General features: G+C 59.1%; 23 protein-coding genes, 1 pseudogene and 1 riboswitch. Of the genes and pseudogenes, 14 read left to right on the forward strand and 10 right to left on the reverse strand.

The annotated features are described in order from the left end of the window. On the forward strand, positions 1–1,539 hold the full coding sequence (locus I6L44_RS10890; protein WP_216951820.1) for a diguanylate cyclase: 1,539 nt from the start codon (positions 1–3) through the stop codon (positions 1,537–1,539). Between the two features lie 46 nt (positions 1,540–1,585). Then, positions 1,586–2,461, forward strand: a complete 876-nt coding sequence (locus tag I6L44_RS10895; protein ID WP_139459998.1) for a patatin-like phospholipase family protein — start codon at positions 1,586–1,588, stop codon at positions 2,459–2,461. A 72-nt stretch (positions 2,462–2,533) separates the two neighbouring features. On the opposite strand, the gene I6L44_RS10900 is transcribed toward I6L44_RS10895, so the two are convergent. After that, positions 2,534–3,874 (reverse strand): APC family permease, encoded by a 1,341-nt coding sequence (locus I6L44_RS10900; RefSeq protein WP_216951821.1) that lies wholly within the window; start codon positions 3,872–3,874, stop codon positions 2,534–2,536. Between the two features lie 202 nt (positions 3,875–4,076). Then, positions 4,077–4,343 carry a DNA-binding transcriptional regulator gene (locus I6L44_RS10905; RefSeq protein WP_005338367.1) on the reverse strand — a complete coding sequence of 89 codons (267 nt, stop codon included), beginning with the start codon at positions 4,341–4,343 and terminating at the stop codon, positions 4,077–4,079. Between the two features lie 258 nt (positions 4,344–4,601). On the opposite strand from I6L44_RS10905, the gene I6L44_RS10910 reads away from it, so the two are divergent. The 4 genes from I6L44_RS10910 to I6L44_RS10925 all read left to right on the forward strand — a co-directional run bounded on the left by I6L44_RS10910 (position 4,602) and on the right by I6L44_RS10925 (position 9,102). Beyond that, positions 4,602–5,198 (forward strand): hypothetical protein, encoded by a 597-nt coding sequence (locus I6L44_RS10910; protein ID WP_216951822.1) that lies wholly within the window; start codon positions 4,602–4,604, stop codon positions 5,196–5,198. 308 nt (positions 5,199–5,506) lie between these two features. Then, positions 5,507–6,526 carry a porin OmpA gene (ompA, locus tag I6L44_RS10915; protein ID WP_216951823.1) on the forward strand — a complete coding sequence of 340 codons (1,020 nt, stop codon included), beginning with the start codon at positions 5,507–5,509 and terminating at the stop codon, positions 6,524–6,526. A 310-nt stretch (positions 6,527–6,836) separates the two neighbouring features. Next, positions 6,837–7,835 (forward strand): porin OmpA, encoded by a 999-nt coding sequence (gene ompA, locus I6L44_RS10920; protein WP_216951824.1) that lies wholly within the window; start codon positions 6,837–6,839, stop codon positions 7,833–7,835. Positions 7,836–8,064: 229 nt separating this feature from the next. Next, complete coding sequence (locus I6L44_RS10925; RefSeq protein ID WP_216951825.1) at positions 8,065–9,102, forward strand: OmpA family protein; 1,038 nt, start codon at positions 8,065–8,067, stop codon at positions 9,100–9,102. A gap of 92 nt (positions 9,103–9,194) precedes the next feature. Here I6L44_RS10925 and I6L44_RS10930 read toward each other — a convergent pair whose 3' ends face one another. Both I6L44_RS10930 and I6L44_RS10935 read right to left on the reverse strand, forming a co-directional pair. Further along, positions 9,195–10,889, reverse strand: coding sequence for an NAD-dependent malic enzyme (locus tag I6L44_RS10930; RefSeq protein WP_216951826.1), 1,695 nt, complete (start codon positions 10,887–10,889; stop codon positions 9,195–9,197). Between the two features lie 69 nt (positions 10,890–10,958). After that, a complete protein-coding gene (locus I6L44_RS10935) occupies positions 10,959–11,816 on the reverse strand; it encodes an AraC family transcriptional regulator (RefSeq protein WP_040066718.1) in 858 nt (285 codons plus the stop codon). 120 nt (positions 11,817–11,936) lie between these two features. On the opposite strand from I6L44_RS10935, the gene I6L44_RS10940 reads away from it, so the two are divergent. Continuing rightward, positions 11,937–13,316, forward strand: a complete 1,380-nt coding sequence (locus tag I6L44_RS10940) for an MATE family efflux transporter (protein WP_216951827.1) — start codon at positions 11,937–11,939, stop codon at positions 13,314–13,316. A 123-nt stretch (positions 13,317–13,439) separates the two neighbouring features. Continuing rightward, positions 13,440–13,688, forward strand: coding sequence for a YciN family protein (locus I6L44_RS10945; RefSeq protein WP_033115738.1), 249 nt, complete (start codon positions 13,440–13,442; stop codon positions 13,686–13,688). Between the two features lie 33 nt (positions 13,689–13,721). On the opposite strand, the gene I6L44_RS10950 is transcribed toward I6L44_RS10945, so the two are convergent. Next, positions 13,722–14,843 (reverse strand): GGDEF domain-containing protein, encoded by a 1,122-nt coding sequence (locus I6L44_RS10950; RefSeq protein ID WP_100654269.1) that lies wholly within the window; start codon positions 14,841–14,843, stop codon positions 13,722–13,724. Between the two features lie 247 nt (positions 14,844–15,090). Between I6L44_RS10950 and I6L44_RS10955 the strand changes: the two genes are divergently transcribed. The 3 genes and pseudogenes from I6L44_RS10955 to I6L44_RS10965 all read left to right on the forward strand — a co-directional run bounded on the left by I6L44_RS10955 (position 15,091) and on the right by I6L44_RS10965 (position 18,672). Then, on the forward strand, positions 15,091–16,488 hold the full coding sequence (locus I6L44_RS10955; protein WP_158112920.1) for a nucleobase:cation symporter-2 family protein: 1,398 nt from the start codon (positions 15,091–15,093) through the stop codon (positions 16,486–16,488). A 99-nt stretch (positions 16,489–16,587) separates the two neighbouring features. Then, on the forward strand, positions 16,588–17,304 hold the full coding sequence (locus I6L44_RS10960; protein ID WP_216951828.1) for a protein ligase: 717 nt from the start codon (positions 16,588–16,590) through the stop codon (positions 17,302–17,304). A 148-nt stretch (positions 17,305–17,452) separates the two neighbouring features. Next, positions 17,453–18,672, forward strand: a pseudogene (locus tag I6L44_RS10965) (IS3 family transposase). A 73-nt stretch (positions 18,673–18,745) separates the two neighbouring features. On the opposite strand, the gene I6L44_RS10970 reads toward I6L44_RS10965, so the two are convergent. Next, positions 18,746–20,122 (reverse strand): sodium:alanine symporter family protein, encoded by a 1,377-nt coding sequence (locus I6L44_RS10970; protein WP_216951829.1) that lies wholly within the window; start codon positions 20,120–20,122, stop codon positions 18,746–18,748. 250 nt (positions 20,123–20,372) lie between these two features. After that, positions 20,373–20,488, reverse strand: a riboswitch (glycine riboswitch). Positions 20,489–20,995: 507 nt separating this feature from the next. Between I6L44_RS10970 and I6L44_RS10975 the strand changes: the two genes are divergently transcribed. Further along, positions 20,996–22,162: a type III PLP-dependent enzyme gene (locus I6L44_RS10975; protein ID WP_058059164.1), complete on the forward strand. Its 1,167-nt coding sequence runs from the start codon at positions 20,996–20,998 to the stop codon at positions 22,160–22,162. 68 nt (positions 22,163–22,230) lie between these two features. Here I6L44_RS10975 and I6L44_RS10980 read toward each other — a convergent pair whose 3' ends face one another. Together I6L44_RS10980 and I6L44_RS10985 are read right to left on the reverse strand one after the other, a co-directional pair. After that, positions 22,231–23,199 carry a calcium/sodium antiporter gene (locus I6L44_RS10980; protein ID WP_216951830.1) on the reverse strand — a complete coding sequence of 323 codons (969 nt, stop codon included), beginning with the start codon at positions 23,197–23,199 and terminating at the stop codon, positions 22,231–22,233. Positions 23,200–23,324: 125 nt separating this feature from the next. Next, positions 23,325–23,798 (reverse strand): peroxiredoxin, encoded by a 474-nt coding sequence (locus tag I6L44_RS10985; RefSeq protein WP_100646526.1) that lies wholly within the window; start codon positions 23,796–23,798, stop codon positions 23,325–23,327. 126 nt (positions 23,799–23,924) lie between these two features. Here I6L44_RS10985 and I6L44_RS10990 point away from each other — a divergent pair, with 126 nt between their 5' ends. Beyond that, a complete protein-coding gene (locus I6L44_RS10990) occupies positions 23,925–24,851 on the forward strand; it encodes a phenylacetate--CoA ligase family protein (protein ID WP_216951831.1) in 927 nt (308 codons plus the stop codon). A gap of 83 nt (positions 24,852–24,934) precedes the next feature. Here the strand turns inward: I6L44_RS10990 and yfcD are convergent, their stop codons facing one another. After that, the gene (gene yfcD / locus I6L44_RS10995) at positions 24,935–25,417 is read right to left on the reverse strand and encodes an NUDIX hydrolase YfcD (RefSeq protein ID WP_047435956.1); all 483 of its coding nucleotides are present in this window, start codon (positions 25,415–25,417) and stop codon (positions 24,935–24,937) included. Between the two features lie 203 nt (positions 25,418–25,620). On the opposite strand from yfcD, the gene I6L44_RS11000 reads away from it, so the two are divergent. Next, positions 25,621–25,839: a DUF1107 family protein gene (locus tag I6L44_RS11000; RefSeq protein WP_005338403.1), complete on the forward strand. Its 219-nt coding sequence runs from the start codon at positions 25,621–25,623 to the stop codon at positions 25,837–25,839. Positions 25,840–25,891: 52 nt separating this feature from the next. Here I6L44_RS11000 and I6L44_RS11005 read toward each other — a convergent pair whose 3' ends face one another. Beyond that, a complete protein-coding gene (locus tag I6L44_RS11005; RefSeq protein WP_005338404.1) occupies positions 25,892–26,206 on the reverse strand; it encodes a DUF2845 domain-containing protein in 315 nt (104 codons plus the stop codon). Positions 26,207–26,281 lie beyond the last annotated feature (75 nt).

Genomic DNA, 26,281 nt, shown 5'->3' on the forward strand with positions numbered 1-26,281 from the left:
ATGCCCAACATGTCTGGCCACCGTTTTCTCACACGCCTGACCTGGCTCCTGTTCGCCGTGGTCATCCTGCTGATTGGTTTGACTTTGTGGCAAAGCCTGAAACAGATTGAACGCCTCTATCAAAGCGATACCCTCAACAGTGCCATCTACCTGCGGGATCGGTTCAAACGGACCGAAGTATTTCTGGAGGCGATGCGCGGGCAGGCTGAGGAGCGACTGCGCAGCGACCCCCAGTCGGTGCTCACCCGCCAGCTCTATCGCCATATCGAGACGCTGCCAGAGGGGCTGGCTCTCGACAAGCTCCCCGGTGATTTGCCGGCCGGACTGGCAGGCAACCTCACCGGTGATGGCCCGCTGCCGCCCCCCGGCAGCGAGCGTGAGGCACGCATTCATCTGGCCCTGAGCCTCTCCCCCTTGCTTGCCACCGCCAGCCAGCGCCTTGGCAACGAGATCGCCTGGGTCTACTTCACCGGTGTGGACAACTTTATCTATCTCTACCCTTGGCAACCCTCCAGCCGGTTTCGCTTTTATCCCACCATCTACCAGAAGAGCTTCTGGCAAGATGCGCTGCACAGCACCAATCCGGACAAGAAGACCGTTCTCTCGCGCCCCTATGAGGACTTTATCGGGCGCGGCCCCATGGTCACCATGTCCCAGCCCCTCTACAAAGAGGGAACTCTGGTGGGAATGATCAACATGGATGTGCTGCTCGCCCGCCTGCAGCAGCAGCTCGATCAGATGACCCCGGCGCTGGGGGAATATCTGCTGCTCAATCAGTACCACCAGGTGCTGGCCAGCAGCGCGCGCCAACCCGTGGCGCCGCAAAACACCGAACCGACCGGCGAATATCAATGGCGGCAAGGCACATTGCAGCTGACCATGGCGATACCTGATACCCCGTTGCGGCTGGTGCACAGCGTGACCCTGCTACCGCTGGTGTGGGCCATGCTCTGCCAGTCCGCGCCGACCCTGCTCGCCATCCTCTTTATGCTGCTGGCCGTCCTCTCCAACCTGAGATCCCATCGCCTCAACGAGCGGCTCAACTACCTCTCCTGCCACGATGCCCTTACCGGCGCTTTCAACCGCCACTATGTGGTGCTACTGGAGCAGGCGGGAGAGCTGGCCCGGCTGCAAGCGGGGATCCTGATGTTCGATGCGGATCACTTCAAACGGGTCAATGACAACTTCGGCCATGCCGTCGGCGATATCGTGCTGATCCGGCTGGTGCAGATCTGCCAGCAGCAGCTTGGGCCCACTGATCGCCTGATCCGCTGGGGGGGTGAAGAGTTTCTGCTGCTGATTGGCCGCAGTAACGCCGCACAGATCGGCGAACTGGCGGAGCGGCTGAGAAAGGCGGTGGCAGATCACGACTGGGCCGCCATCGAGCCCGAGCTGGAGGTCACCATCAGTCTCGGCTATCTGCCCCACCAGGAGAACCTTCCCCTGCACGAAGCGGTACGCCGCGCCGATGTGGCGCTCTATCAGGCCAAGGCCAACGGTCGCAACCGCAGCGAAAGATGGCAGGATGACGCCTCCTGACTCTCGGAGTAAGCTGAGCCCTCAACCCCTTTTTTGGAGGACTGTCGTGCCACGTAAACCCCGCGTAGGGCTCGCTCTCGGGAGCGGCGCAGCCAGAGGATGGGCCCATATCGGCGTCATCCGCGCCCTTGAACGTCTCGGCATCAAACCGGATTTGATCGCTGGCTGCTCCATCGGCAGCTTTGTCGGTGCCGCCTATGCCGCCGGAGAACTGGATCGGCTGGAAACCTGGGTGCGCGGCTTTACCCGCCTGCAGGTGGTCAGCCTGCTCGACCCGGCCCTCTCCGGCGGTCTGTTTCGCGGCGAAAAGGTGTTTGGTCTTGCCGCCAGCCATCTGGGGGATCCCGATCTCGAGAGCCTGCCCATCCCCTTCGCCTGCATCGCCACCGAGCTCGATACCGGCCGCGAGATCTGGCTGCAACAAGGCCCGCTGCGCCAGTCGGTGCGCGCCTCCTGCGGTATGCCGGGGATCCTAACCCCGACCCGGATCAACGACCGCTGGCTGGTCGATGGCGCCGTGGTCAATCCGGTGCCCATCTCGCTGGCCCGCGCCATGGGGGCCGAGGTGGTGATTGCGGTCAACCTCAACACCGATATGCACCAACCCTGGACCGACGAGCCGGATCAACCCGGCAGCGGCGGTCTGCTCAGCCAGTGGCTCAATCGCGGAGAATCCGCGCCAGCCACCCCGGGTCTGTGGAGCGTGATGAGTGGCTCCATCAACATCATGCAGGAGCGGATCACCCGCGCCCGGATGGCCGGTGACCCACCGGAGATCCAGCTCTGCCCGCGCCTTGGCAGCTTCTCCATCATGGATTTTCATCGCGCCAGCGATGCCATCAACGAGGGGGAAGCCTGTGTCGAGCGCAACCTCGATCAGCTCAAGGATGAACTGGGCCGCCTCGGGTTGCTGGGCAATTAGTTGTCGACATGCTGCGGTTTACAAATGAAAAAAAGCGCCATTCGGCGCTTTTTTTTCAACTCACTTACCCGGTCACTCCTTACGGTAGAAGAGCAACCCGAGCAGAATCACCCCCACAGAGACCAGCAGATAGAGTCCCAGACTGGGATTGGTGATACCGCCATACAGAATGATGAGTGCCCCCAAAGTGGCGCAGGTCGGGATCACAAACCGCTTTATCCGGCCCAACTCGGTAAAGGTGCGCATGTACCAGACATAGAGGAACAGATAGAGGCCATAAATCAGCACGATCGGCATCTCGTCCAGGGCGATGTAACGACCGAATGTCTCGTTGATGCTGCAGTACCACAGCACTGAGTAGATCACCGACAACAACGCTGCCGCGAGGGCCGAGTTGATTGGCATGTGGTGATGCGGTTCGATACGGCTCATCCACTTGGGGGCTGGCCCCTGATTGCGGATCGCCAGCGAGTAGGGAATGCGCATGGTCGCCAACACCAGACCATTGAGGGTGCCGAGGCAGGAGATAATCACGAACACGGTCAAAATGGTCGAGGCAGTCCCGCCAAACAGGCTGGTTGTCGCGAGATTTACCGCGTTATCCCCTTGCACCACTATCTCGTCCGTCGGCAAGACGCTGGCGATCCCCAGAAAATAGGTGACATAGACCACAAAGACTATCAGGGTGCCAATCACCAGCGCTCTGGGCAGATTCTTCTTGGAATCGCGAATTTCGCTGTTGATGGTCACAGCGGCAATCCACCCCTCATAAGCGAAGGCGGTGGCAACCACGGCCGTGGCCAGCGTGCCTCCGGTGCTTCCTATCCCATCCATTGCCTGCACAAAGTTGGTCACGGTGACACCATTGAGCAAGCCTGAAATGGTGCCCACAATGGCAACCAGGATTAGCGGGATCAACTTGATCAGGGTAGAACCCACTTGCAGCTTGCCCGCCAGGACCGGGGTATAAAAGTTGATCAGATAGGTGACCGTCATATAGACAGCCGCCAGTATCCAGGTCGCACCAGAGTTGGTCGGATTATCACTACCGAGCAAGATCATGGTGTAAAGAGCGGCGACCCAGGCAAGGATGGCGGAAAGAGGGGCGTAATAGAGTACGCCTTTGAACCACCCCACCAGATAACCAAACATTTTGCCGTATGCCGCTTCGGCATAATCGACGATACCGTTGGACTTTTCGATCCGCTGGGCAAACTCGGCAAACACCAGCGCGCCGAAGATCATCGAAAATGCCCCCAGCGCCCATGCCAGCAGCGCAATGGCCAGATTACCGCCAGTCAGACGCAGTACATCATCGGCCTTGAAGAAGACACCGGAGCCGATCACCACGCCGACCACCATCGCAATGGCAGTCATCAGGCCATAGCGTTTATCCAACTCATTACTGCTCATACCCATACTCCATACCGATTGCTCATATCATCCTGAATGTAATAGTGTTCAGGTGGCCAGATACCACCAGGGGGCCCACTTTTCGGGGCCGCTTATTCTCGTTGGCCTGCATGGGTAATTCAAAGCGTGTTAGATCAAAATATCGATCGACAACCCAAAAAAAAATACCGCCCGAAGGCGGCATTTCTATTCACATCGATGATCACGCCTTGGCGAGGTCATCCGGGCCAATCTGGCCGATTTCGGCGACTTTCTTGTCTGCCAGCAGCCAGAGGGTGAACTTGTGCAGATCCGGGTGGTGCGCCAGGGCAACCAGGAAGGCGCCCCCAACTTCACGGTAACCCAGCTCGTAGTTTTTCAGGGTTGTGGGGGGAACACCGAGCAAATCAGCAAACTTCGGACGGCTCAAACCGACCGCTTCACGGATCTGACGGATCTTCTTGCCAACAGTGACGATATTTGAATTCATAATGTTCCATACTCCGTTTGACGGATTAAATCCGTCTTTATTTTTCGCGACGACTCGTAGTCAAGTGTATCAGTTTTGTACGGACTCGTTATGGTCGAGCCTCTATCTTTATGAGCGCCTTTCGGCGACAACCCTTATCTTCAACGGGGGATGGTAATCGCTCAGCCGCCTCAGGTAAACAGTCTCGAAAAGAAACCTTTATTGTGGCCCCCCCAATAACTCGTATAATCCGCCGGATACCCATTAAGAGGAATAAGTATGGCGTTTCCCGGCATTATCTCTCGCCTGCACCCCGTATCCAGCACAGAAGAACTGGCACAACAGCGCCTGCAAGGTGAACAATATCGCGCCGAAGCATTCTGGCTTCCGGCCTTGATGTCCAGCCACGCCAGCGAGCTGTTGGCCGCCCTGCCGGAGAGCTGCAGCCTGTTTCTTGAACAGGAATCGCATAACCTACCCTTGCGCAGCCACGATGGTGCCCTGCATAACAATGAAGAGCTCACCACGGTAAATGGCCAGTCTATTGCGCTGGCAACTACCCCGGGTGATGGTGGTCTGGTGCCCGAATCGGGCATGTGCGAGATGGCCGACTGGCTGGAGGCGGGACACCGCCACTTCATCTGTTCAGCTGCGGTTCAGCCTGTGGCTCGCGCCATCCTCAACATCTGGCCCCTGGATCCCTATCTGGCCCGCCACTACCTGATGGCGTTTACTCCCCTGCTGAAAAGTGCAACGGAAGCAGACTACCTCGAGGTGTTCACTGCCAGAGTAAATCCTGCCAACCCGCACTCCGACTGGGTTCAGGCCTATATGAAACTGGAAAAAAAACTGCACAGGGCCTATCTGGATCACTAATTAATCTGGATAAACAGCCATTTAAGGTCACGACACAATTTGCCACAAGGCTCATTTGTGAGCTTGATCATGTTTTAAAATCGGCATAGAGTGCGCCTCGTCATCGGAATGACATCAGTTGCCTGGCAGTGGTTTCTCACGCATTGCGTGCCATGCCAGCGCACTCGACACACCAGGAGAGTGTGCAACCCGGTTATACCGGGTCATCTGCCAGACTCGACGCCAGCCGTACGGCGGAGCCTGCAGCTTACATAAATTACAAAGTGTGAAGCACGTGAATAACGTGCGATCTCAACGAGGATTTTTTTATGATGAAAATGGCTCCTTCCATGATCGCCATCGCCATGGCTGCTCTGGGTGCTACCGCTGCTCACGCCGCTGACGACATCTACTTCGGTGCCGGTGTCGGTGCTACTCACTTCAACGGCCTGAACAAGCTGGAAAGCACCAATGTAGGCCAGGAAGACGCGGCTGCCGCCAACGCCTTCATGGGTTACAACTTCACCGAAAACTTCGGTACCGAACTGGGCTACCAGTACACCGGTCGTGGCAACACCGACGGCAACCGTTACGAGAGCCAGGGTGCCACCCTGTCCGGTATCGCCCGTATGCCGGTTGGCAACGACTTCTCCCTGTTCGCTGAAGGCGGCGCCTACTGGGGTCACACCGACGGCCTGGGCACCAGCGACACTAAAGTTTCCCCGCTGGCTGGCGCCGGTGTGACCTACAAGGTAAATGACGCGCTGGATCTGCAAGCTCGTTACCGCTACATGTGGGACGTGGCTGACCTGCACGCCAACGGTGAGCGTTACAAGGCCAACCAGAGCATCGCTACTCTGGAAGCGGTATACCACCCGTTCCGCAATTCCTACGTAGCTCCGGTAGCTGCCCCGGTTGTTGAAGAAGCACCGGCTCCTGCTCCGCAAGTTGTAGAGAAGAACTTCGCACTGAACTCAGACGTGCTGTTTGCCTTTGGCAAAGAGACTCTGAAGCCGGAAGGCGTTGCAGCCCTGAATGCGCTGTACCAGCAGATCGTTGAGTTCCAGCCGAAAGATGGCAACGCTGTTGTTGTTGGTTACACCGACCGTATCGGTTCCGACGCGTACAACCAGAAGCTGTCTGAAGCCCGTGCCCGTACCGTTGCCAACTTCCTGGTGAGCAAAGGTATGGCTGCCAGCAAGGTTGCCATCGAAGGTCGTGGCGAAGCCAACCCGGTTACCGGCACCAAGTGCAACGGTATCACCGCTAAAGCTCAGCTGATCTCCTGCCTGGCTCCGGATCGTCGCGTAGAAGTTCGCGTATCTGGCGTACAAGAAGTTCAGCAATAATCTGACCTCGTTCAGATAATGCAAAAGAAAGGGATGCTGCGGCATCCCTTTTTGTTTGCCTCATTCTCGCTTGCATCATCCCTCACTCCCGCCTCCCTACCCTTGCCTGCCCCGCCCCGAAAGCATAAAGTAGTTGCGCCTGTAAGGTATTGGATAAGCACTAAAAAGCGCTTCTTGTCCGGTCTGTTGTCCATGACGCCAATGCATCATGAGAGTCCAAAGCCTTCGCTATCCACTTTGCTGGCGATTTTTCGCAGCAATAAAAACAAGTGCATTGCCCGACATGGGCTAACACAACGAGGATAAACCGATGAAACTCAAAATGGCTCCTACCCTGATTGCACTGGCGCTGGCCGCCGCAGGCACCACAGCTCAGGCTGCCGATGACTGGTACACCGGTGTTGGTGCAGGCTGGGCATATGCCCACGGTCTGGATGATTTTGGCAAAGACACTGACAAAGACGCCACTGCGCTGAGCCTGTTCGGCGGTTACAACTTCAACGACTACTACGCAGCTGAACTGGGCTACCTCTACGCCGGTAAAGCGGGCGTTGACGGTGCCGATTTCAAAACCCAGGGGGCCACCCTGTCCGGTATCGCCCGCCTGCCGCTGGGCGACATCTTCTCGGTGTTTGCTGAAGGCGGTGCCTACTTCAATCACGTCAACGGCAATGGCAACAGCGACAACGGCACTGCGCCACTGGCCGGTCTGGGGGTGACAGCCAAGCTCTCCGACCTTATCGATGTGCAAGCCCGCTACCGCTACATGTGGAGTCTGGGTGACGAGCAGAAGACCTGGGAGAGCGACATGAGCGTCGCAACCCTGGAGCTGGTGATGCACCCGAACCGCACCACTTACGTGGCCCCCGCTCCGGCACCAGCACCCGAGCCAACCCCAGAGCCTGTGGTGGTTGACAAGAACTTCGCCCTGAGCTCTGACGTGCTGTTTGCCTTTGGCAAATCCACCCTCAAGCCAGAAGGTGTCGCAGCGCTCAACACCCTGTATCAGCAGATCGTCGACGTACAGCCAAAAGATGGCAGTGCCGTGGTCGTCGGTTACACCGACCGTATCGGCACTGACGCCTACAACCAGAAACTCTCCGAAGCACGCGCCCGTACCGTAGCCGACTTCCTGGTTGGCAAGGGCCTGCCGGCTGGCAAAGTTGCCATCGAAGGCCGCGGTGAAGCCAATCCGGTCACAGGCACCCAGTGCAACAGCGTCAAGGGCAAGGCTCAGCTGATCTCCTGCCTGGCGCCGGATCGCCGCGTTGAAGTGCGCGTCACCGGTGTGCAACAAGTCACACAATAATCCTGATCACCTGGATAAGCAGGAGGCCATATGGCCTCCTTTTTATTGTCTTCCATGCCGCCCACCTCAGGCTATCTTTCCTCTTCCCGCATGGTTTCAGTGACATAGGTTCACTTATGGCCGCAATCCACACCTCTTGAGTGGTTAAATACAACCTGTCACCTATACATAAGTGTGGGGTTTGACCAACAAGCAGCCCCACTAAACCACACATCGACGAGGATACGCGATGAACATAAGATTAAAACCTGTGTGGATTGCACTGGCATTGGCGAGCACAGGCGCACAAGCGGTACCGGTCCATGACTGGTATGCCGGGATAGGCGGTGGCTGGGCGATAGCCCACGATCTGAATGATTTCAGCCAGGATGTCAGCAAGGATGCGACTGCGCTCTCCCTGTTTGGCGGCTACAACTTCACGGAGAACCTGGGCGCCGAAATTGGTTACCTCTCCACAGGTGACTGGGATATCAGCGGTCATGAGTTCAACAGCAAGGGAGCTACCCTGTCTGTGATTGGTCGTTTGCCGCTCAGCGAGATGTTCTCGGTGTTTGCCGAGGGTGGTGGCTATATCTATCACGTTGAATCGATCAATGGCGGGGACGACAACCTGGCACCGTTGGCAGGTCTGGGAGTGACGGCCCGGCTCCATGACTGGGTCGATCTCCAGGCCAGGTATCGTTATCTGGTCAGGGTCGGCGATGATCCTGACAATGACAAGGCAAACAGCGGCACCCAGCGTTGGGTCAGCGACATCAGCACAGCAACCCTGGAAGTAGTGATCCATCCCAATCGCAGCCAGCCGACAGAGCCGGCTCCCACGCCCGCACCGGTCGTGGTCCCCCCGCCACCGGCCGAACCGGAGGTGGTAGATCAGACCTTCAACCTCAGTTCCGATGTGTTGTTCGCCTTTGGCAAAGCGGACCTAAAACCGGAGGGGATGAGCGCGCTGGACGCTCTCTACCAGCAGATCGTCGATGTACAACCCAAGGATGGCAGTGCGGTCGTGATGGGATATACCGACCATATCGGCTCGGATGCCAGCAATCAGAGGTTGTCAGAAGCTCGGGCCCAAACCGTTGCCGACTTTCTGATCAACAAAGGGCTGCCTGCCGACAAGGTAAGCATTCAGGGCAATGGCGAGAGCAATCCGGTCACCGGCAACCAGTGTGACGACATCAAAGCCAGAACCGCCCTCATAGACTGCCTTGGGCCGGATCGCCGGGTCGAGGTGCGCGTCACCGGCGTACAGGGCGCCAGCGAGTAGTTGATCTTGAGGCGATAACCATGTCAGACGTGCAGTAAAAAGGGATGCTTTCGCATCCCTTTTGCTTTGCCGTGGCATTCCCTTCTCCCCAATCAGAAGGAGGTGCGGCGGTAGCGGCGATACTCCGGATGCCAGAAGTTGGCTTCGATGGCCTGATCGATCACCTCGTCCGGGGTCTGCACCGCCTTGCCCTGCAGCATGGCGGTCTTGGCCACCATCTTGGCGATGTAGCGGGAGACCTGATGGATATCCGCCAGGTCCGGCAGCAGGGAGCCCTCCTCCCCTTTCACCAGCGGCGAGCACTCCGCCAGCGCGCGGCTGGCCGACATCAACATGGCGTCAGTCACCCGGGTGGCGCCGGAGGCGATGACGCCAAGGCCGATCCCCGGGAAGATGAAGGAGTTGTTACACTGGGCGATGACGTAGCGCTTGCCCTTGTACTCCACCGGTGCAAACGGACTGCCGGTTGCCACCAGCGCCTGACCGTCGGTCCAGCGGATGAGGTCTGCCGGCGTCGCCTCGACCCGGGAGGTGGGGTTGGAGAGCGGGAAGATGATGGGACGGGCACAGTGCTTGTGCATGGTCTTGACCACCTCTTCGGTAAACAGCCCAGGCTGGCCGGATACCCCGATCAGGATGTCCGGGCGACCGTGCTCCATCACCTCCAGCAGGGAGATATTGTCCCCCACTGGCCAGTCTTTGATCCGCTCCACCGGCTGGGAGAGACGGCGCTGGAAGTCGAGCTGGTTGGGGATCTTGTCGGTGATAAGACCAAAGCGGTCCACCATAAAGACCCGGCTGCGGGCCTGCGCATCGGTCAGCCCTTCGGCCTTCATCTGCGCCACGATCTGCTCGGCGATGCCGCAACCAGCGCTGCCCGCACCGAGGAAGGCAACCCGCTTCTCGGAGAGCTTGGCACCGGAGGCCTTGCAGGCGGCGATCAGGCTGCCCAGCGTCACAGCCGCGGTACCCTGAATATCGTCGTTGAAGCAGCAGAGCTCGTTCTTGTAGCGGTTGAGCAGCGGCATGGCGTTGTTCTGGGCGAAATCCTCGAACTGCAGCAGAATATCGGGCCAGCGGCGCTTGACCGCCTGAATGAAGGCATCGACAAACTCGGCGTACTCATCCCCCGAGATACGCGGATTGCGCCACCCCATATAGAAGGGGTCATTGAGCAGTTGCTGGTTGTTGGTGCCCACATCCAGCACCACCGGCAGGCAGTAGGCAGGCGAGATGCCGCCACAGGCGGTGTAAAGCGACAGCTTGCCGATGGGAATGCCCATGCCGCCGATCCCCTGATCACCCAGACCCAGGATCCGCTCGCCATCGGTCACCACGATCACCTTGACGTTCTGCTTGGTGGCGTTTTGCAGCATGTCATCGATCCTGTCCTTGTCCGGATAGGAGATAAACAGGCCACGGGCGCGGCGATAGATGTTGGAAAACTCCTCGCACGCCTTGCCCACCGTCGGGGTGTAGATGATGGGCAGCATCTCGGTCAGGTGGTTGTGCAGCAGACGGTAGAAGAGCGTCTCGTTGGTATCCTGGATGTTGCGCAGATAGATGTGCTTATCCATGTCGTTGCCAAACGCCATAAACTGGCGATAGGCGCGCTCGGCCTGCTCTTCGATGGTCTCGATATTCTGGGGCAACAGACCTTCGAGGTTGAAGTTGCTGCGCTCTTCGCTGGTGAAGGCGCTGCCCTTGTTGAGCAAGGGGGTCTCCAGCAGGGCGGGACCGGCGTAGGGAATGTAGAGAGGACGTTTCTGGTTATTATCTTCAAACATGGATCTTGGTACCTAAACGGTTAGCTAGACGCAGGGACCCGCCGATCCTAGGGGCTTGTCTCATTAATTTCAAAGAGTTTGCACATCCGTTGCAAAAGGTTTGCGACCCAGTCGACGAAAGGCGCCGGGGGTCTGACCAGTCAGACGACGAAAGCGGTTGGCAAAGTTGGCCCCATCGCTATAACCGACCCGGGCCGCCAGCTCGCCAAGTGGCCAGTTGGTATAGAGCAGCAGCTGGCGCGCCTTGTTCATTCTGAGCTCGGTCACCCTCGCCATCGGCCCCATACCGAACGCTTGCTGACAAAGCCGGTGCAGATGGGGTACAGAGCAAGCCATCTGTCGGGCCAGCAGGGCGACACTCCAGGGTTCGTCCAGGCGCGCCTCCACCCGGCGAAACAGTGCCTGCAATCTGAGTTCAGGGGTGCCGCGTACCTCCCCTTGCAGGGTGCGCTCAAGCAGCGCCAGCAACAGGCTGAGCAGTTGGGGTTGCAGCGGGGAGCGAACCCCTTCCCCCTGCATCAGGCTGAGCAGATGGTAGAGCTGATCGCCGCCATCCCCTTGCCAGATACGATGACCAAGGCGATGCAGGTGCTGCCAGCGCGGCACGTCATCGAGCAAAATCCAGCTGATCTGCCAGCTTTCGCCAATCAGCTTGAGACCGCCAGGCACGGCGGCGGGCAGGAAAATCAGCGACCCGGCCGGAATGGCTTGCTCCCCCTCGTCGGTGAGCAGCGCGCCCCCCTCATCGTGACTCACCATCAGGATGTGAAACTCGGGGCGATTGCGGCGGATCAGGTAGTGATCCCGAACCCGGGAGAGGCCGGTCAGGAAGATCCCTGCCTCGCCGAGCAGCGGCAGCCCTTCACGTCCCAACATCTGCTCTTCACAGGCTGGCGCTATCTCCAGACACTCGCTGGCAAATGGCATAACACCTCAACAGGATAGTTTTACACAAGAAAACCGAGAGCTACTCACAGTGAGAAGAGCCTCATCAGCCCCTATCATACCCCTGACAAACCTTGCTTTTCTCATACCCGGTTAACAACTATGAATTATTGGCAAGCGATTTTAAAACAAACCACCGATCGCGAGTTCATGACCCGATTGTGGCGACTGGCCCTGCCCGTCTCGCTGCAATCCATGATGTTCTCCCTGCTCGGCCTCATCGATATCATGATGGTGAGCCAGCTTGGAACCACAGCTGTGGCGGCGGTCGGCTTGGGTAACCGGGTCTTCTTCTTCAATCTGCTGGTGATAGCGGGCCTCGCGGGCGGGGTCTCGGTATTGGCAGCACAATACTTCGGGCACGGGGAGATGGCCGGGGTGCGCCGTTCCCTGGCACTGGCACTGGTGGGCGCCTTGCTGGTGAGCCTGCCGTTTGCCTTCGTCTACGTGCTCTCTCCGGGCAGTGTGCTCGGCTTTGCCAGTCAGGATCCGGCACTGCGGGCACTGGCGGATCAATTCTTGATGATCACCGGCGCCACCATCCTCTGTACCGCCATCGTAGTGCCGCTGGAATCAGCCCTGCGCTCGGTCGGCAATGCCGCCGCGCCGACCCGGATAGGCATTATCGCCATCATCGCCAACGTCATCCTCAACTACGCCCTCATCTTCGGTCACTTCGGCTTCGAGGCAATGGGGGTAGCCGGCTCGGCCTGGGGCACCACCATTTCCCGGCTGCTGCAGACAGCCCTGCTGCTGCTCTACGTAAAGCGTTATGAAGCGCGCCTGATCCCGCGCACACCAGACTGGCTGGCCGCCTTCAAGCGCAAGGAGGTGGTGCGCTTTACCCTGATCGCCCTGCCGCTGCTGTTCCACGACGGCCTCTGGGCCTTCGGCATGCTGATTTACGGCTTTCTCTATGCCCATCTTGGCACCGATTCGCTGGCCATCATGACCACACTCGGCACCCTGGAGAGCATCCTTATCTCCCTCTTCTTCGGACTGGCGGTGGCCTGCTCCACCCTGCTCGGTCACCGGCTCGGGGCCGAGGAGTACGAGGTCGCCTGGCAGCACTCCCAGCTGTTCCTGCTGCTGGCACCGATTGGCGCGCTACTGGTCGGGATCATCGTCTGGCTGCTGCAAGCCAACCTTCTGCAGTGGGTCGGCAACCTGCCCCTTGGGCTGATGACGGAGGCGGGTCAGGTGCTCGGCATCATGTGTCTCGGGATGCTGCTCAAGGTGTTCAACATGGTGGGGATCATCGGGGTGCTGCGCTCAGGCGGCGATGTGAACTACAGCATCTTCATCGATATTGTCGGCATGTGGTGCATCGGCATCCCGCTCGCCTGGGTGGCGGTCACGCTGCTCGGCTGGCCCCTATCCTGGGTGGTGGCGGTGGTCTTGCTGGAGGAGCTCAGCAAGGTGCTGCTGGTGCAGCGCCGTATTCGCCAGCGCTGCTGGTTGAAGAATCTGGTGATCGGATAAACAGCCACAAATCGGGGTCATATCAATGACAGAAAAACCCTGTTTGCAGTATGCTGGGCGCCTCTTCAATCAGAGACAGGGATCCACGGTTTCCCTGTCCAGTAGTCGTTTAAGGAGACGAGCATGCAACCACAGAAAGAGCTGATCACCGAGACGGCCCTGCTTGAGATGGCCAACAAGATCATCAAGGAACACGAAGATTTCATCCACGGCATGCGCGCCGACTCGGTGGAGCAGAAGGGGGATATTCTGGTGTTCAAGGGGGAGTTCTTCCTCGCCGAAGATGGCACCCCGACCGGCAAGACCATGGCAGTGTTCAACATGTTCAAGCTGCTGGCCCAGCAACTCTCCGGCAAATACAAGCTGAGCTGATTTCGTCAGCACCTTGCCAACAAGATGCCGCCCTCAGGCGGCATCTGTTTTTCCACTGTTCTGCCCCTCGACCACCACGCAGTTGCGCCCCGCCATCTTGGCCTGATAGAGACACTCGTCGGCGCGGTTGATCAGAATATCGATGGTATCGTCGGCACGAGCCATGGCAATCCCTATACTCACCGTCACCTCCAGCAACTCGTCCGAGGTGGGGCTCTTTACCAGCCGCGCCTCGACTGCAATACGCAGCCGCTCGGCCATTCTGGTCGCCTGTACCGGATCGGCGTGGTTGTGCATCAAGATGGCAAACTCCTCGCCGCCGTAGCGCCCCAGCACCATATCAGGTTCCAGCTGCTCGCCCAGCGTGGTGGCCACCTCCTTGAGCACCGCATCCCCTGCCAGATGACCGTAGATATCGTTGATCCGCTTGAAGCGATCGAGATCCAGCAGCATTACCGCAAAGGGCTTCTTCTTGGTCTGCAGTCGGACTCTCGCCTGTTCCAGCTGCTTCATCAGCAGGCGGCGGTTCATCATGCCGGTCAGCTCGTCGGTGGTGGACTCCCGATAGAGCCGCAGCAGCATATTGAGCTGACCACACTGCACCCAGCAGCTGGCCATGGTAAACATGCCGAGCACCCACACCTGATTCAGGGTGGCCTGACTCCAGATGCTCTGGCCCACCAGCAGCCAGTGGCCCAGCAGCATGGTCACCAGTACCACACCAGCCAGTTGCAAGCCGAGGGAGAGGGGGATGGGGAAGATGGCAAACAGGGTGATCAGCAGATAGGGAAAGGCCGCATAACCCGCCTGCAACTCCTGTCCGGCGCCAAAGCTGTTCAGGCAGAAGAGGGAGAAGAGCATCATCACGGCCATCAGGTAGCCAAGGGCCAGCTTCATCCGTTCCCGCTTGAAGTGGATGAGGTACGAGAGCGGAATAAGTGGCGAGAGCGCCAGGGTGCAGAAGATCCTGGCCTGAAACAGCTGCTCGAAATGAACGGCGGGCAAAGTCAGCCAATCCACCACGGCCCAGGCGGGCAAACCAATCATCAGCAGGCAGGTGAGCAGGCGCAGACGCACCGTCATAAACCCCATACGAGTACGGGTAAAGTCTTCGGAGTGAGCCCTGGCACTCCAGAACTCTGACAACTTGAGCATCCATCGCCTCCACTTCAAGGTCGAGTGGCTCATTCTACACCTACAAAGTGGTAAAAATGTCATTAGCGGGGGGAATAAAACGGAGAGGTCGATCACACAAACCGACAGATGATAATCGCAGCGCGCAAACGTTTCAACCCATCAAAAAATAAACCTTTTTTTGCATAATTAGCGCTGGTCAGCCTCATTTCAATCACTACAATAGCGCCCAATTTTCTCCCCCCTCCCCACACAATTCGAGGTACTTATGGAACAGGCTGCTGTCACACGCGCCAATCGAGAGGCACATCCCCCCAGGCGAGCCCATAGCGAACTGGTCTATGGCATAGAGGATGTCCCGCCTCTGCCCCAGACCCTGTTCGCCGCCCTGCAGCATATGCTCGCCATGTTTGTCGCCATCATCACTCCTCCTCTCATCATCGCCAATGCCCTCGGCCTCCCTGCCGCCGACACTCGCTATATCGTCTCCATGTCGCTGGTCATGTCCGGCATCGCCTCCTTCATCCAGACCCGCCGCTTCGGCCCCATCGGTTCCGGTCTGCTCTCGGTACAGGGCACCAGCTTCAACTTCCTCGGCCCCATCATCGCCTCCGGTCTCGCCCTCAAGCAGGCGGCCATGCCCACCGACGATCTGCTGGGCACCCTGTTCGGCACCATGCTGGCGGCCGCCCTCACCATAGTGGTGATGAGCCGCTTCCTCCATCTGGTGAAACGGATCATCACCCCGCTGGTGACCGGCATCGTCGTGCTGCTCATCGGCCTGACCCTTATCAAGGTGGGGCTCATCAGCATGGGTGGCGGCTACGGCGCGCTGGCGGACGGCAGCTTCGCCAGCCACACCAACCTCTTTCTCTCCCTGCTGGTACTCGGCCTTATCGTGTTGCTGCAGCGCAGCCGCAACCCCTGGTTGCGCCTATCCGCCATCATGATCGCCATGCTGGCGGGTTATGCCGTGGCACTGCTGCTGGGCAAAGTGAGCGCCCCCACCTTCGATGGCCCGCTGGTGATGGTGCCCATTCCGCTCCACTACGGCCTCGGCTTTGACTGGCAGCTGTTCGTACCGCTCGCCATCATCTTCGTGGTGACGGCGCTTGAGGCCATCGGTGACATGACCGCCACCTCCGACATCTCCGGCGAACCGCTGGAAGGGCCTGTCTATATGGAACGGATCAAGGGCGGCGTGCTGGCCGATGGCGCCAACTCCATGCTGGCAGCGCTCTTCTCCACCTTCCCCATGTCCACCTTCGCCCAGAACAACGGCGTTATACAGCTGACCGGTGTCGCCAGCCGCCATGTCGGCCTCTTTATCGCCGCCATGCTGGCCCTGCTCGGCCTGTTCCCGGCTGTCGCCAGTCTGGTACAGCAGATCCCCGAACCTGTGCTGGGCGGCGCCACCATCGTCATGTTCGGCACCATTGCCGCCGCGGGTGTGCGCATCATCTCCCGCGAGGAGCTGGATCGCCGCGCCCTGATGATCCTGGCGGTGTCGCTGGCCATGGGCCTCGGGGTAGCGCAGGTGCCGGAAGTGCTACAACACCTGCCTGAACTGGCCAGAAGCGTGCTCTCCTACGGCGTCGCCACCGGCGGCATCACCGCCATCGTGATGAACCTGCTGCTGCCCAAGCGCGAAGCGCGTCACTCCTGAGACACCGCCTACCTATAGCAAACAGCCCCGCACTGCGGGGCTTTACCTTGCCAGTCGCCACGGGTAGTGTGCTGGGCAGCCTTTTTTGAGGATGCCGCCATGCCCTATCGCTTGCTCTCCCCCCTCCCCGATACCGATTCACCCGCACAGATACTGGCGCAAGAGCAGCACTGGCTGCGCGACTGTGCCCATGACGGCCAGCCCCGCGCTCACCTGTGGCAGGCGCCCCAATGCCTGATTGTCACTCGCAAAGATACCCGCCTCCCCCGTTACGAAACCGCCTGCCAGCAACTTGCAGATGAAGGCTGGCCGGTACATGTGCGCGACAGCGGTGGCACCGCCGTGCCCCACGGGGCGGGCATTCTCAACCTCTCCTTACTGCTGCCTCGCACCACCACTGATCTCGCCCACTACTACCGGCTGCTGGGCGCGCCACTGCTTACCCTGTTGGCGGAGTACGGCCTTGAGGGAAGCTATGACTTCGTGCCCGGATCCTTTTGCGATGGTCAGTACAATCTGGTGATCGGGGGACGCAAGATCACCGGCACTGCCCAGCGCTGGCTGGCGCCGGGGCAGGATCACCAGGGCGCCGTACTGGCACAAGCCATGCTGCTGGTGGCGGGTGATGTGGATGAGGGAACCAGAATGGCGAGCCGCTTCTACGAGCTGGCGGGCGGGGAACTGCGTTTTATGGCGGGAACCTCCACCACGCTGGCAAGCTGCATCGGCTGGCGCGGTAGCGATCAGGCACTGGTAGAGAAAGTGCAAGCACGTCTGGATAGCCTGCTGAGCGAGGGGCTATCCCCCTCGTCCTGACCTTATCCCGAAGGGAGAGGGAAAGTCCCCATCCAGAGACACGGCGCACAAAAAAGCCACGACCGGAGTCGTGGCTTGTTCTTTTCAATGGACTGTCCCGTCCTGAATATGGTTTACACCTTTCCCCCCCCAATAAATGGAGAACCCGATGGGACAAGGTGTGAAACGGACACAGCGCGATTACTCGCTGACTTTTAAACTGGCACTGGTCGAGCAGATTGAAAAAGGCGAGCTCACCTACAAACAGGCTCAGGTGCGTTATGGCATTCAGGGCCGCTCCACAGTTCTGGTATGGTTACGTAAACATGGTCGGCAAGATTGGAGCCAGGGGGCTTCTGTGCGCGCCGGCAGGAGCATCACCATGCCTGACCCCGACAACCAGACGCCCGAACAGCGCATCAAGGAACTTGAGCAACAGCTGGCGCTGATGAGTCAGAAGGCCCAGTTCTTTGAGGCCGTCGTCGATGTACTGAAGAATGACTACGGCGTCTCCATCGTAAAAAAGCGACCCGGCAAGTCCTCTCGCAGCGGCAAGTCGAGAAGCTGACCATCGTCAGGGCTTGCCTGTTTCTGGGGATAAGCCGGCAGGCTTACTACAAGCGCAATCGAGTCGCCGACGAGCGCCATGCTCAAGGGCTGCAGGTGGTGCGCTTCGTGCGTCAGGTTCGACTGCGACAACCTCGGGTGGGCACTCGCAAGCTGCATTATCTGCTCCAGGGTCAGGATGATGGCGGGCTCAAGGTAGGGCGGGACAGGCTGTTTCGGATATTGGCCGAGCACCGCCTGCTAGTGCAACCTAAGCGGGCGTATCACAAGACCACCCACAGTTTTCACCGTTTCTACCGTCATCCCAACTTGCTCAAGGCGGGGCCAGGGCAGGTCACACCGGTGGCCCCGGAGCAGGTCTGGGTCGCTGATATCACCTATCTGCCAGCCAGGAGCGGACCGCTGTACCTGAGCCTGGTGACGGATGCCTACTCACGTAAGATAGTGGGCCATCACGTGCACGAAGGGATGCACGCCGAATCGGTGGCGATGGCGTTCAAGAAAGCGCTGAAGCAACGGTGTGGCAGCGGGGAGCTAATCCATCACTCAGACCGCGGCGTGCAGTATTGCTCGGGGCTGTATCAGTCATTACATGAACGGTACGGGGTGAAATGCTCGATGACGGATGGGTATGACTGTTATCAGAATGCGTTGGCGGAGCGGGTGAACGGGATTTTGAAAGGAGAGTTGTTGTTGCAAAGCCCGTAGGATTTGACGCAAGCGCGGGAAATGGTGCGTGAAGCTGTGAATATTTACAACATGGAGCGGCCGCATCATGCGTTGAAATACAGAACCCCCGATGCGGTACATAGAGGGTTCTGAGTAGAAAAATGCTAGTTGAAAATGTGTAAACCTATTTCAGGACTAGACAGACACGTGAAACGGGCCGAGGCGTTCAGGCCGTCTGCGGCTCCGGCTCGGCTTCGCTATCCAGATCCCGGCTAAAGTAGGCGCGGGTCTCGGCGAGCACCACATGGCGCAGACCAATCAGGCCGATGAGGTTGGGCACCGCCATCAGGCCGTTAACGATATCGGCCAGCAGCCAAATCATATCCAGATGGAGGAAAGCACCGCTCGCCACCAGCGCCAGATAGACCAGACGATAGGGCTTGATTGCCTTCACCCCGAACAGGTACTCGGTGCAGCGCTCGCCGTAGTAGTTCCAGCCAAGGATGGTGGTAAAGGCGAAGAACAGCAGGCCAATGCTCACCAGATACTGGCCAACATGGGCATCAAGCCCCTGGGCAAAGGCCAGACTGGTCATGGCAGCGCCGCTTGCATCGCCACTCCACACGCCGGTGACCACCAGGGTCAGGCCGGTCATGGTGCAGATGATGATGGTGTCGATGAAGGTACCTGTCATGGAGACCAGCCCCTGCTCCACGCAAGAGTCAGTCTTGGCCGCCGCCGCCGCGATGGGTGCAGAGCCCAGACCTGACTCGTTGGAGAAGACCCCGCGCGCCACCCCGGACTGGATTGCCAGCATGATGCTGGCACCGACGAAGCCGCCGGTCGCCGCATGGCCGGTGAAGGCACTCTCGATAACCAGCATGACGGCATCGGGCAGGGCGCTGGCGTTGTTCACCAGCACGCCCAGACAGGCGACGATGTAGAAGATAGCCATGAAGGGCACCACCTTGCTCGACACGCTGGAGATGGACTTGATCCCCCCCAGGGTCACCAGCGCCACGATCAGGGTCAGCACCACGGCGGTCGCTTCACGGGGCACCGAGAAGGAGAGGCTCATGGCATCGGAGATAGCATTGACCTGCGGGAAGGTACCGATCCCGAAGAAAGCCACGCCGATGCCGAACAGGGCAAACAGCTTGGCGAGCGACTTGGAACCGAGTCCCTTCTCCAGATAATACATGGGACCACCCGCCATCTGGCCGTTGGCATCCTGCTCACGATATTTCACCGCCAGCAGACACTCGGCGTACTTGGTGGCCATGCCGAACAGCGCCGCCATCCACATCCAGAACAGGGCACCGGGGCCGCCGAGCTTGATGGCGGTAGCCACCCCGACGATGTTACCGGTGCCAATGGTGGCAGAGAGGGCGGTACAGAGGGCGCCGAAGCTGGAGACATCCCCCTGCTTGCCCTGCCCCTGATCGCGGCCAAAGACCAGCCGCAGAGCGAGCGGCAAGCGCACGACCTGAAGCAGACCCAGACGCAGGGTGAGATAGATACCGGTCCCGACCAGCAGGATCAGCAGGGGCGGCCCCCAGATAAAACTATCGATGGCGGTTAACGCCGATTGAATTGATGACATGCATCCTCCTTAAGAAACATAAATTAAGGAGGAGAAGGATGATCTTCCCATAGGTGTCGCGATCAACCAGAGGCGATCGGATGCGGGCCAAAAACGTGTTCACACTCTTGCTGCGAGGTTGTGATCAAGGCTCATGCGCTGCTCGAAAGCCTCATGTATTCACATACACTCCGGTTCCTGCGCTGCTCTTTACCTTGCTGACGACCTCTCGTTACAGACCGTGAACAGTTTCAAGCTCAGGTACAACCATCCCATCCCCTCTGTCCTTTTGCCTGAGAGTTTCCGGCGCCAGCCTGCCCTTGCGGGTAGTCATGGTGCCTTGCTCCTTCGGCGCCCGATTTAACGGGTCTCTCCAGAGTATCGTCCAGTAGCAGTCCACACCGGTTGCCCGGTACCTGAAAGATTCACTTCTTCGGTGGATGGTTGCCCATCGCTCTCCTGCTACCTTCATCCGAACTAGTTTGGATTAGGAAGTCGGCATGTTAATCCAAAAAATGTGAGCTGTCTCGCACTTGGCCGCCCCCATTTATATTTTTTTAGTGACCACCAGAATCGCAGCAAGAATGTTAAATGTTAGTTAACTATCAACAAGTTAGGCTTTCACGGATCAAATGTGGCCCAAACGGGAAAAATGGCGGATAGAGAACAGTGATCCCTCTCGTTTCGCCAAGAAAATCTTGCCGACATATCCAATCAAAATGCTTGCACACAGAATCAATAAGCCGATAATCCGCTGCATAACCAAGCACTTTGTTATCAATTTATGCACTGTGTTCGGTTGGTCCCACCGGACCGCTCGCCTGACCCGGCCGTCGCCGGTTCAATCGCATATGGCTTGGGCATATCACGCCCCCTAAGGATGACCAAAAGAGAATGAACGAGACCCTGGTTGCAAAAGATGTGGTCGCACAAGATTACCGTCAGCTGGTTGAACAATTCGGCTCCCCCCTGCTGCTGCTCGACAAGGCAGCCGTCCGCAAACAGTATCGGGCCCTGGCCGCCGCCCTGCCCGATGTACGATTGCACTATGCACTCAAACCCCTGCCCCATGAGGCGGTGGTCTCTGTCTTGAAGGAAGAGGGGGCCTGTTTCGATCTGGCCACCAATGGCGAAGTGGATCTGGTGCGCAGTCAGGGGGTTCGCCCGGGACGTTGCATTCATACCCATCCCATCAAGCGCGACAGCGATATCCGTTATGCGCTGGAGTTCGGCTGCACTGTGTTTGTCTACGACAACCCGCTGGAGCTGGAGAAGTTCATTCCCTACAAGGACGAAGTGAAACTGCTGCTGCGGGTCAGCTTCCCGAACCCCGAGACCAAGGTCGATCTCTCCAAGAAGTTCGGCTGCACTCCGGAGCAGGCGCTGCCGCTGCTGCAACTGGCCCACGCCAAGGGGATCAAGGTGATGGGGCTGTCGTTCCACGTCGGCTCGCAAGTGCCTCATGCCCGTCGCCATGTGCAGGCCATCGACGCCTGCCGCGAGATCATGGAGCAAGCCTGGGCGCTCGGGCTCAAGCCCTGGGTGCTGGATATCGGCGGCGGTTTCCCGGTCGATTATGAGGGGGGCGAGTTCGATATCGACGGCTTCTGCGCCCCGATCCGCGAAGCGCTGGCCAAGCTGCCCGCTACAGTGCAGAAGATTGCCGAACCGGGCCGCTTTATCAGTGCGCCGGCCATGACTTCGGTATCCAGCGTGATGGGCAAGGCCCACCGTGGCGACAAGATCTGGTACTACCTGGATGATGGCCTCTACGGCAGCTACAACGGCCAGCTCTATGACCACGTCACCTATCCGGTGAGCACGCCTTATGCCAGTGGCGAGCTGCATAACTCGGTACTCTCAGGCCCCACCTGCGACAGCGTGGACGTGATCCGCGATGGCATCATGTTGCCGGATCTGGCTATCGGCGAGTTGGTGGTTGGCAAGGTGATGGGCGCCTACACCTGGGCCTCCGCCTCCACCTTCAACTTCTTCCCCAAGGCCAGCATCCTGATTCTGGACAGCAGTCAGAAGGGGCAGAAACTGGTGGCCGTCGCTTAAGACCGACACCCGAATGCAAAGAGGGGAAGCCAGGCTTCCCCTCTTTCGTTTTATCTTGCCAGATCTGGCTAGACGAACTGACTGGTCAGCAGCCAGCCGGTGTAGGCGACGAAGCAGGTGAGCAGCACGCCCCCCTCCAACCGGTTGATACGGCCCTGCCCCTTGCGGCCCAGACACATCACCAGCAGCAGCAGGGTCAACCCCATCATGATGCTCCAGTCGCGGGAGAGCACTTCCGGCGCCACATCCAACGGATGAATACCCGCCGCGATCCCCACCACCGCCAGGGTGTTGAACAGGTTGGAGCCCAGCACGTTGCCAAGGGCCAGATCATGCTCGTTCTTGCGAATGGCGATGAGAGACGAAGCCAGCTCCGGCAGGGAGGTTCCTATCGCGACTATGGTGAGACCAATCACCAGATCGCTGATACCAAGTGCCTGAGCGATGGTCACCGCCCCCCAGACCAACAGGCGGGAAGCGCCGATCAGCAGCACCAGCCCGACCACCAGCCAGAAAACGGCGCTCTTGAGGGACATCCCCTCACTCTCGATATCCTCGGCGGTCTCGGTATCCAGCGCATCTCCCTTGCCATTCATGCCAGCCCAGATAGACCAGCCCATCAGGGCAACGAAGACGGCCCCCAGAATGACCGCATCCATCCGGCCCAGATGACCATCGATCAGCAGGGCACCTGAGAGCAGGGTAATACCGAGCAGAATGGGGATCTCCTTGCGCACCACCTGAGAGGCCACCGCGATAGGGCTGATCAGTGCCGTCAGACCCAGGATCAGCGCGATATTGGTGATGTTGGAGCCATAGGCATTACCAAGCGCCAACCCGGGATTGCCCTGTGACGCCGCCAGCGCCGAGACCACCATCTCAGGGGCCGATGTACCAAAACCGATGATCACCATGCCGATCAGCAGCGGTGGCATCCCCGCATAACGGGCGGTCGCCGCAGCACCATCCACAAACTTGTCAGCACTCCAGACCAGCAGCGCCAGTCCGGCAATCAGGGCAACAACAGCCAGGGTCATAACATCTCCATCCCATCGCCAGTAAGCAACAGAGTCAGGACAAGCTCCTGACCCAATTCAAAAGTGGCGCCAGTGTAACGAGCCAGCCTCCCATTTCAAGGGAAAATCAAACTGCGATTAACATTTCACAGCACAGCCAGCAGACTCGCGGCATCGGAGACCTCAAACTTGCCAGGCGCCTCCACAAACAGCTGCTCGACCACGCCATCGTTGGCGATCAACGCAAAGCGCTGGGCGCGGATACCTCCAAAGGCGCCGGTATCCTTGGCCAGACCCAACGCCCGGGTCCAGCTGCCGTCGCCATCCGCCAGCATGGTGATCGCCTCGGCATTCTGGGCCGTCTGCCAGGCCCGCATCACGAAAGCATCGTTGACCGACAGACAGCAGATGGCATCCACCCCTTTGGCCATAAACTGATCGGCCAGCACCACATAACCGGGCAGGTGGGCATTGGAGCAGGTGGGAGTAAAAGCACCGGGCACGGCAAACAGCACTACTTTTTTACCGGCGAACAGCGTCTGGCTATCCCGCAGCTGCTTGCCCTCGGCGGTGATAAAGGTAAATTCGCCCGAAGGCAGAGTCTGACCCATCGCAATCATTGTGCTCGTCCTTAAGTGGAGGGAGGAGGCCCCAGTCTACCCCACTGCCGAGCTGTGACACAGACCTCCCTTTGCCTGGATCATTTGAACTAACCTTGAGCAGGATCAGCCGACCAAGGAGGCCTCATGCAGCACTATTACGATGGACTGGAAATTCGCCCCCCCGCCTTGCGCGAACAACAGCAGCTGGAGCAGCTCAATCATCAGCTTACCCATGTCAGTCAATATTGCGCCGGTTACTCCAGCGTCTATCGCCAGTGCCGCCTCGAGGGTCTGGCAGAGCTGGCCACCCTGCCACTGCTCGACAGCAAAGAGCTGTTTGCCGCCCAGCAGGCTCACCCTCCGTTCGCCGGACTCACCGGCCGCCCCGCCAGTCAGGCGTTGCGGGTCTTCTCCTGTCCGGGCCAGCTGGCCATCCCCGAGTATGCGGGAGCAGACTGGTGGGGGGCCGCTCGAGCACTGTTTGCCGCCGGTTTCAAGGCGGGGGAAGTGATGCTCAACGGCCACGACTATCATGCTGGCCCCACCGCCTTTATCTTCGATAACGGCGCCCGCCAGCTGGGGGCTCCCGTGGTACCCTGCGGCCCCCACGATACACAGCGCCAGCTGGAGGCACTGCTGCGCTATCAACCCACCGGCTATGTCGGCCCGCTGGTGACCCTGCTCGACCTGCTGGAAGCGGCCGAAGCGGCGGAGATCCCGAGCGACTCGCTGCGCCGCGCCCTATTGTGCGAAGCAACCCATCCCGAAACTGCACCGCTGCGCGCCATTCACGGCATTGCGGCCCTCAACTGTCTGGTGTGGCAGGATGTGGGGGTGGTGGCCTACGAGAGCCAGCCCGGTCATGGCTTTATCGTCAATGAGAGCTGCATCATCGAGATCATCGATCCCGCCAGCGGCAATCCCGTGAGTGGCGATGAAACAGGCCAGCTGGTGGTGACCCGACTCGATCTGGAGTATCCGCTGCTGCGGCTAGCCACCGACTGGCAAGGGAACTGGCTCGCCAAGCCGAGCGCTTGCGGGCGCACCAACCGACGCCTCAAGCTGGCGTAGCAGACCAAGTAAATGCACAAAGGCAGACGGGCAGCCATCAGGCTGCCCGTCTTGTCTCTGGAGAAGAGAATATATGAAGTTGGTCAGCGCCTTGCCTGCCAGGTGGCGATGGCGAGCAGGGAGTCGGGGGTAAATTCGCTGGCGCGCTCCGCGATCTCGGCCAGGCTCATCCAGTGCACCGCGCTCACCTCTTCGGCCTGCAACTGCAGCGGCCCCTGATAACGGCAACTGAAGAGGCCACCCCAGACCCGGTAGCCCTCCCCTTCCGCATAAAAGCTGCCAAAGCCCTGCAGAGGAACATCCATAATCCCCAGCTCTTCGGCCAGCTCGCGGCGGGCGGAGCGCTCCATCTCCTCACCGGTGGTGACCACGCCACCGGCGCAGGCATCCAGCATGCCGGGGCAGAAATCTTTGCTGAGGGTGCGTCGCTGCACCAGGATCCGATCCGCGTCGTCGAGCACCAGAATATAGCTGGCGCGATGGCAGAGATTCTCCCGTCGCACCTTGGCTCGCTCGGCCACGCCAATCACCCGGTTATCCTCGTCCACCACATCAACCCATTCCACGCACAGGCCCTTTTATTTGTTCCATTCAAGCCCGCAGTATATCGGTGCGGTGGTTTGTCATGGCACAACTTTTTCGATGATGCCGTCAATTTGCCGAGCTCACTGGCAAAATAAGGATTCATGCAAATCTTTATAAACCGTCATATCAGTGTCATCGACCGACACCATAGTGTGCCCTGTCCAGGCAATCAGGGAACCGTGTGATGAAGGTATTCAAGCAGTTATCCCCACGGCAGATCGCTCGCTACATCAAGAGCTTTCATCGAGGCTATTTTGCCATCGAGTCGCTGGGGACATTTGAATTCAACGCGGGCAGGATCAGCCTCCATGGCCTGACCTGCCGCCAGCGGCTAAGACTGGCTCGCCAGATCAATCTGGCGGTCAGACAACTTGGTCACCGCGACCCCTTGCCGGACATGTGAGTCAAAGGGTCTTGCCCTACTGTCTGTTGTGCATCCATGCTTTGCCCGCCGGCTACTGGCCGCGCGGGCCGTTTTCGATATCGGTAATGATGCCGTTGCGCACCGTCACAAAGCGCATGAACTCGTTCTTGCCGAAGTTGTAGGTCCAGCGTTCACCATATTTGACCTGCACCATGTTGCCAAACTGGTTCTCCTCGTTGCGGTTGAGCTCTTCACGCAACATCGGCTCACCGCACTTGAGCAGCATCTCGGCGGTGGTGTCTCCCTCGGTGATCAGGGCGTTCTTGCAGCGCATGGCATCAGCACTGGCCGGAATGCTCAGCAGCAACAGAGCAAGCCCCGCTACTTTCTTCATCTTCTTGCTCATCGGGTTCTCCTTATCCTCTCTAATGAGTCGCAGTATGCCTGTTCCCGTTTCTGAAAAAACCAGTAAAAAGCGCAA

Origin of the sequence: Aeromonas sp. FDAARGOS 1414 (assembly GCF_019047065.1) — a bacterium.
Classification (GTDB): domain Bacteria; phylum Pseudomonadota; class Gammaproteobacteria; order Enterobacterales; family Aeromonadaceae; genus Aeromonas; species Aeromonas veronii_A.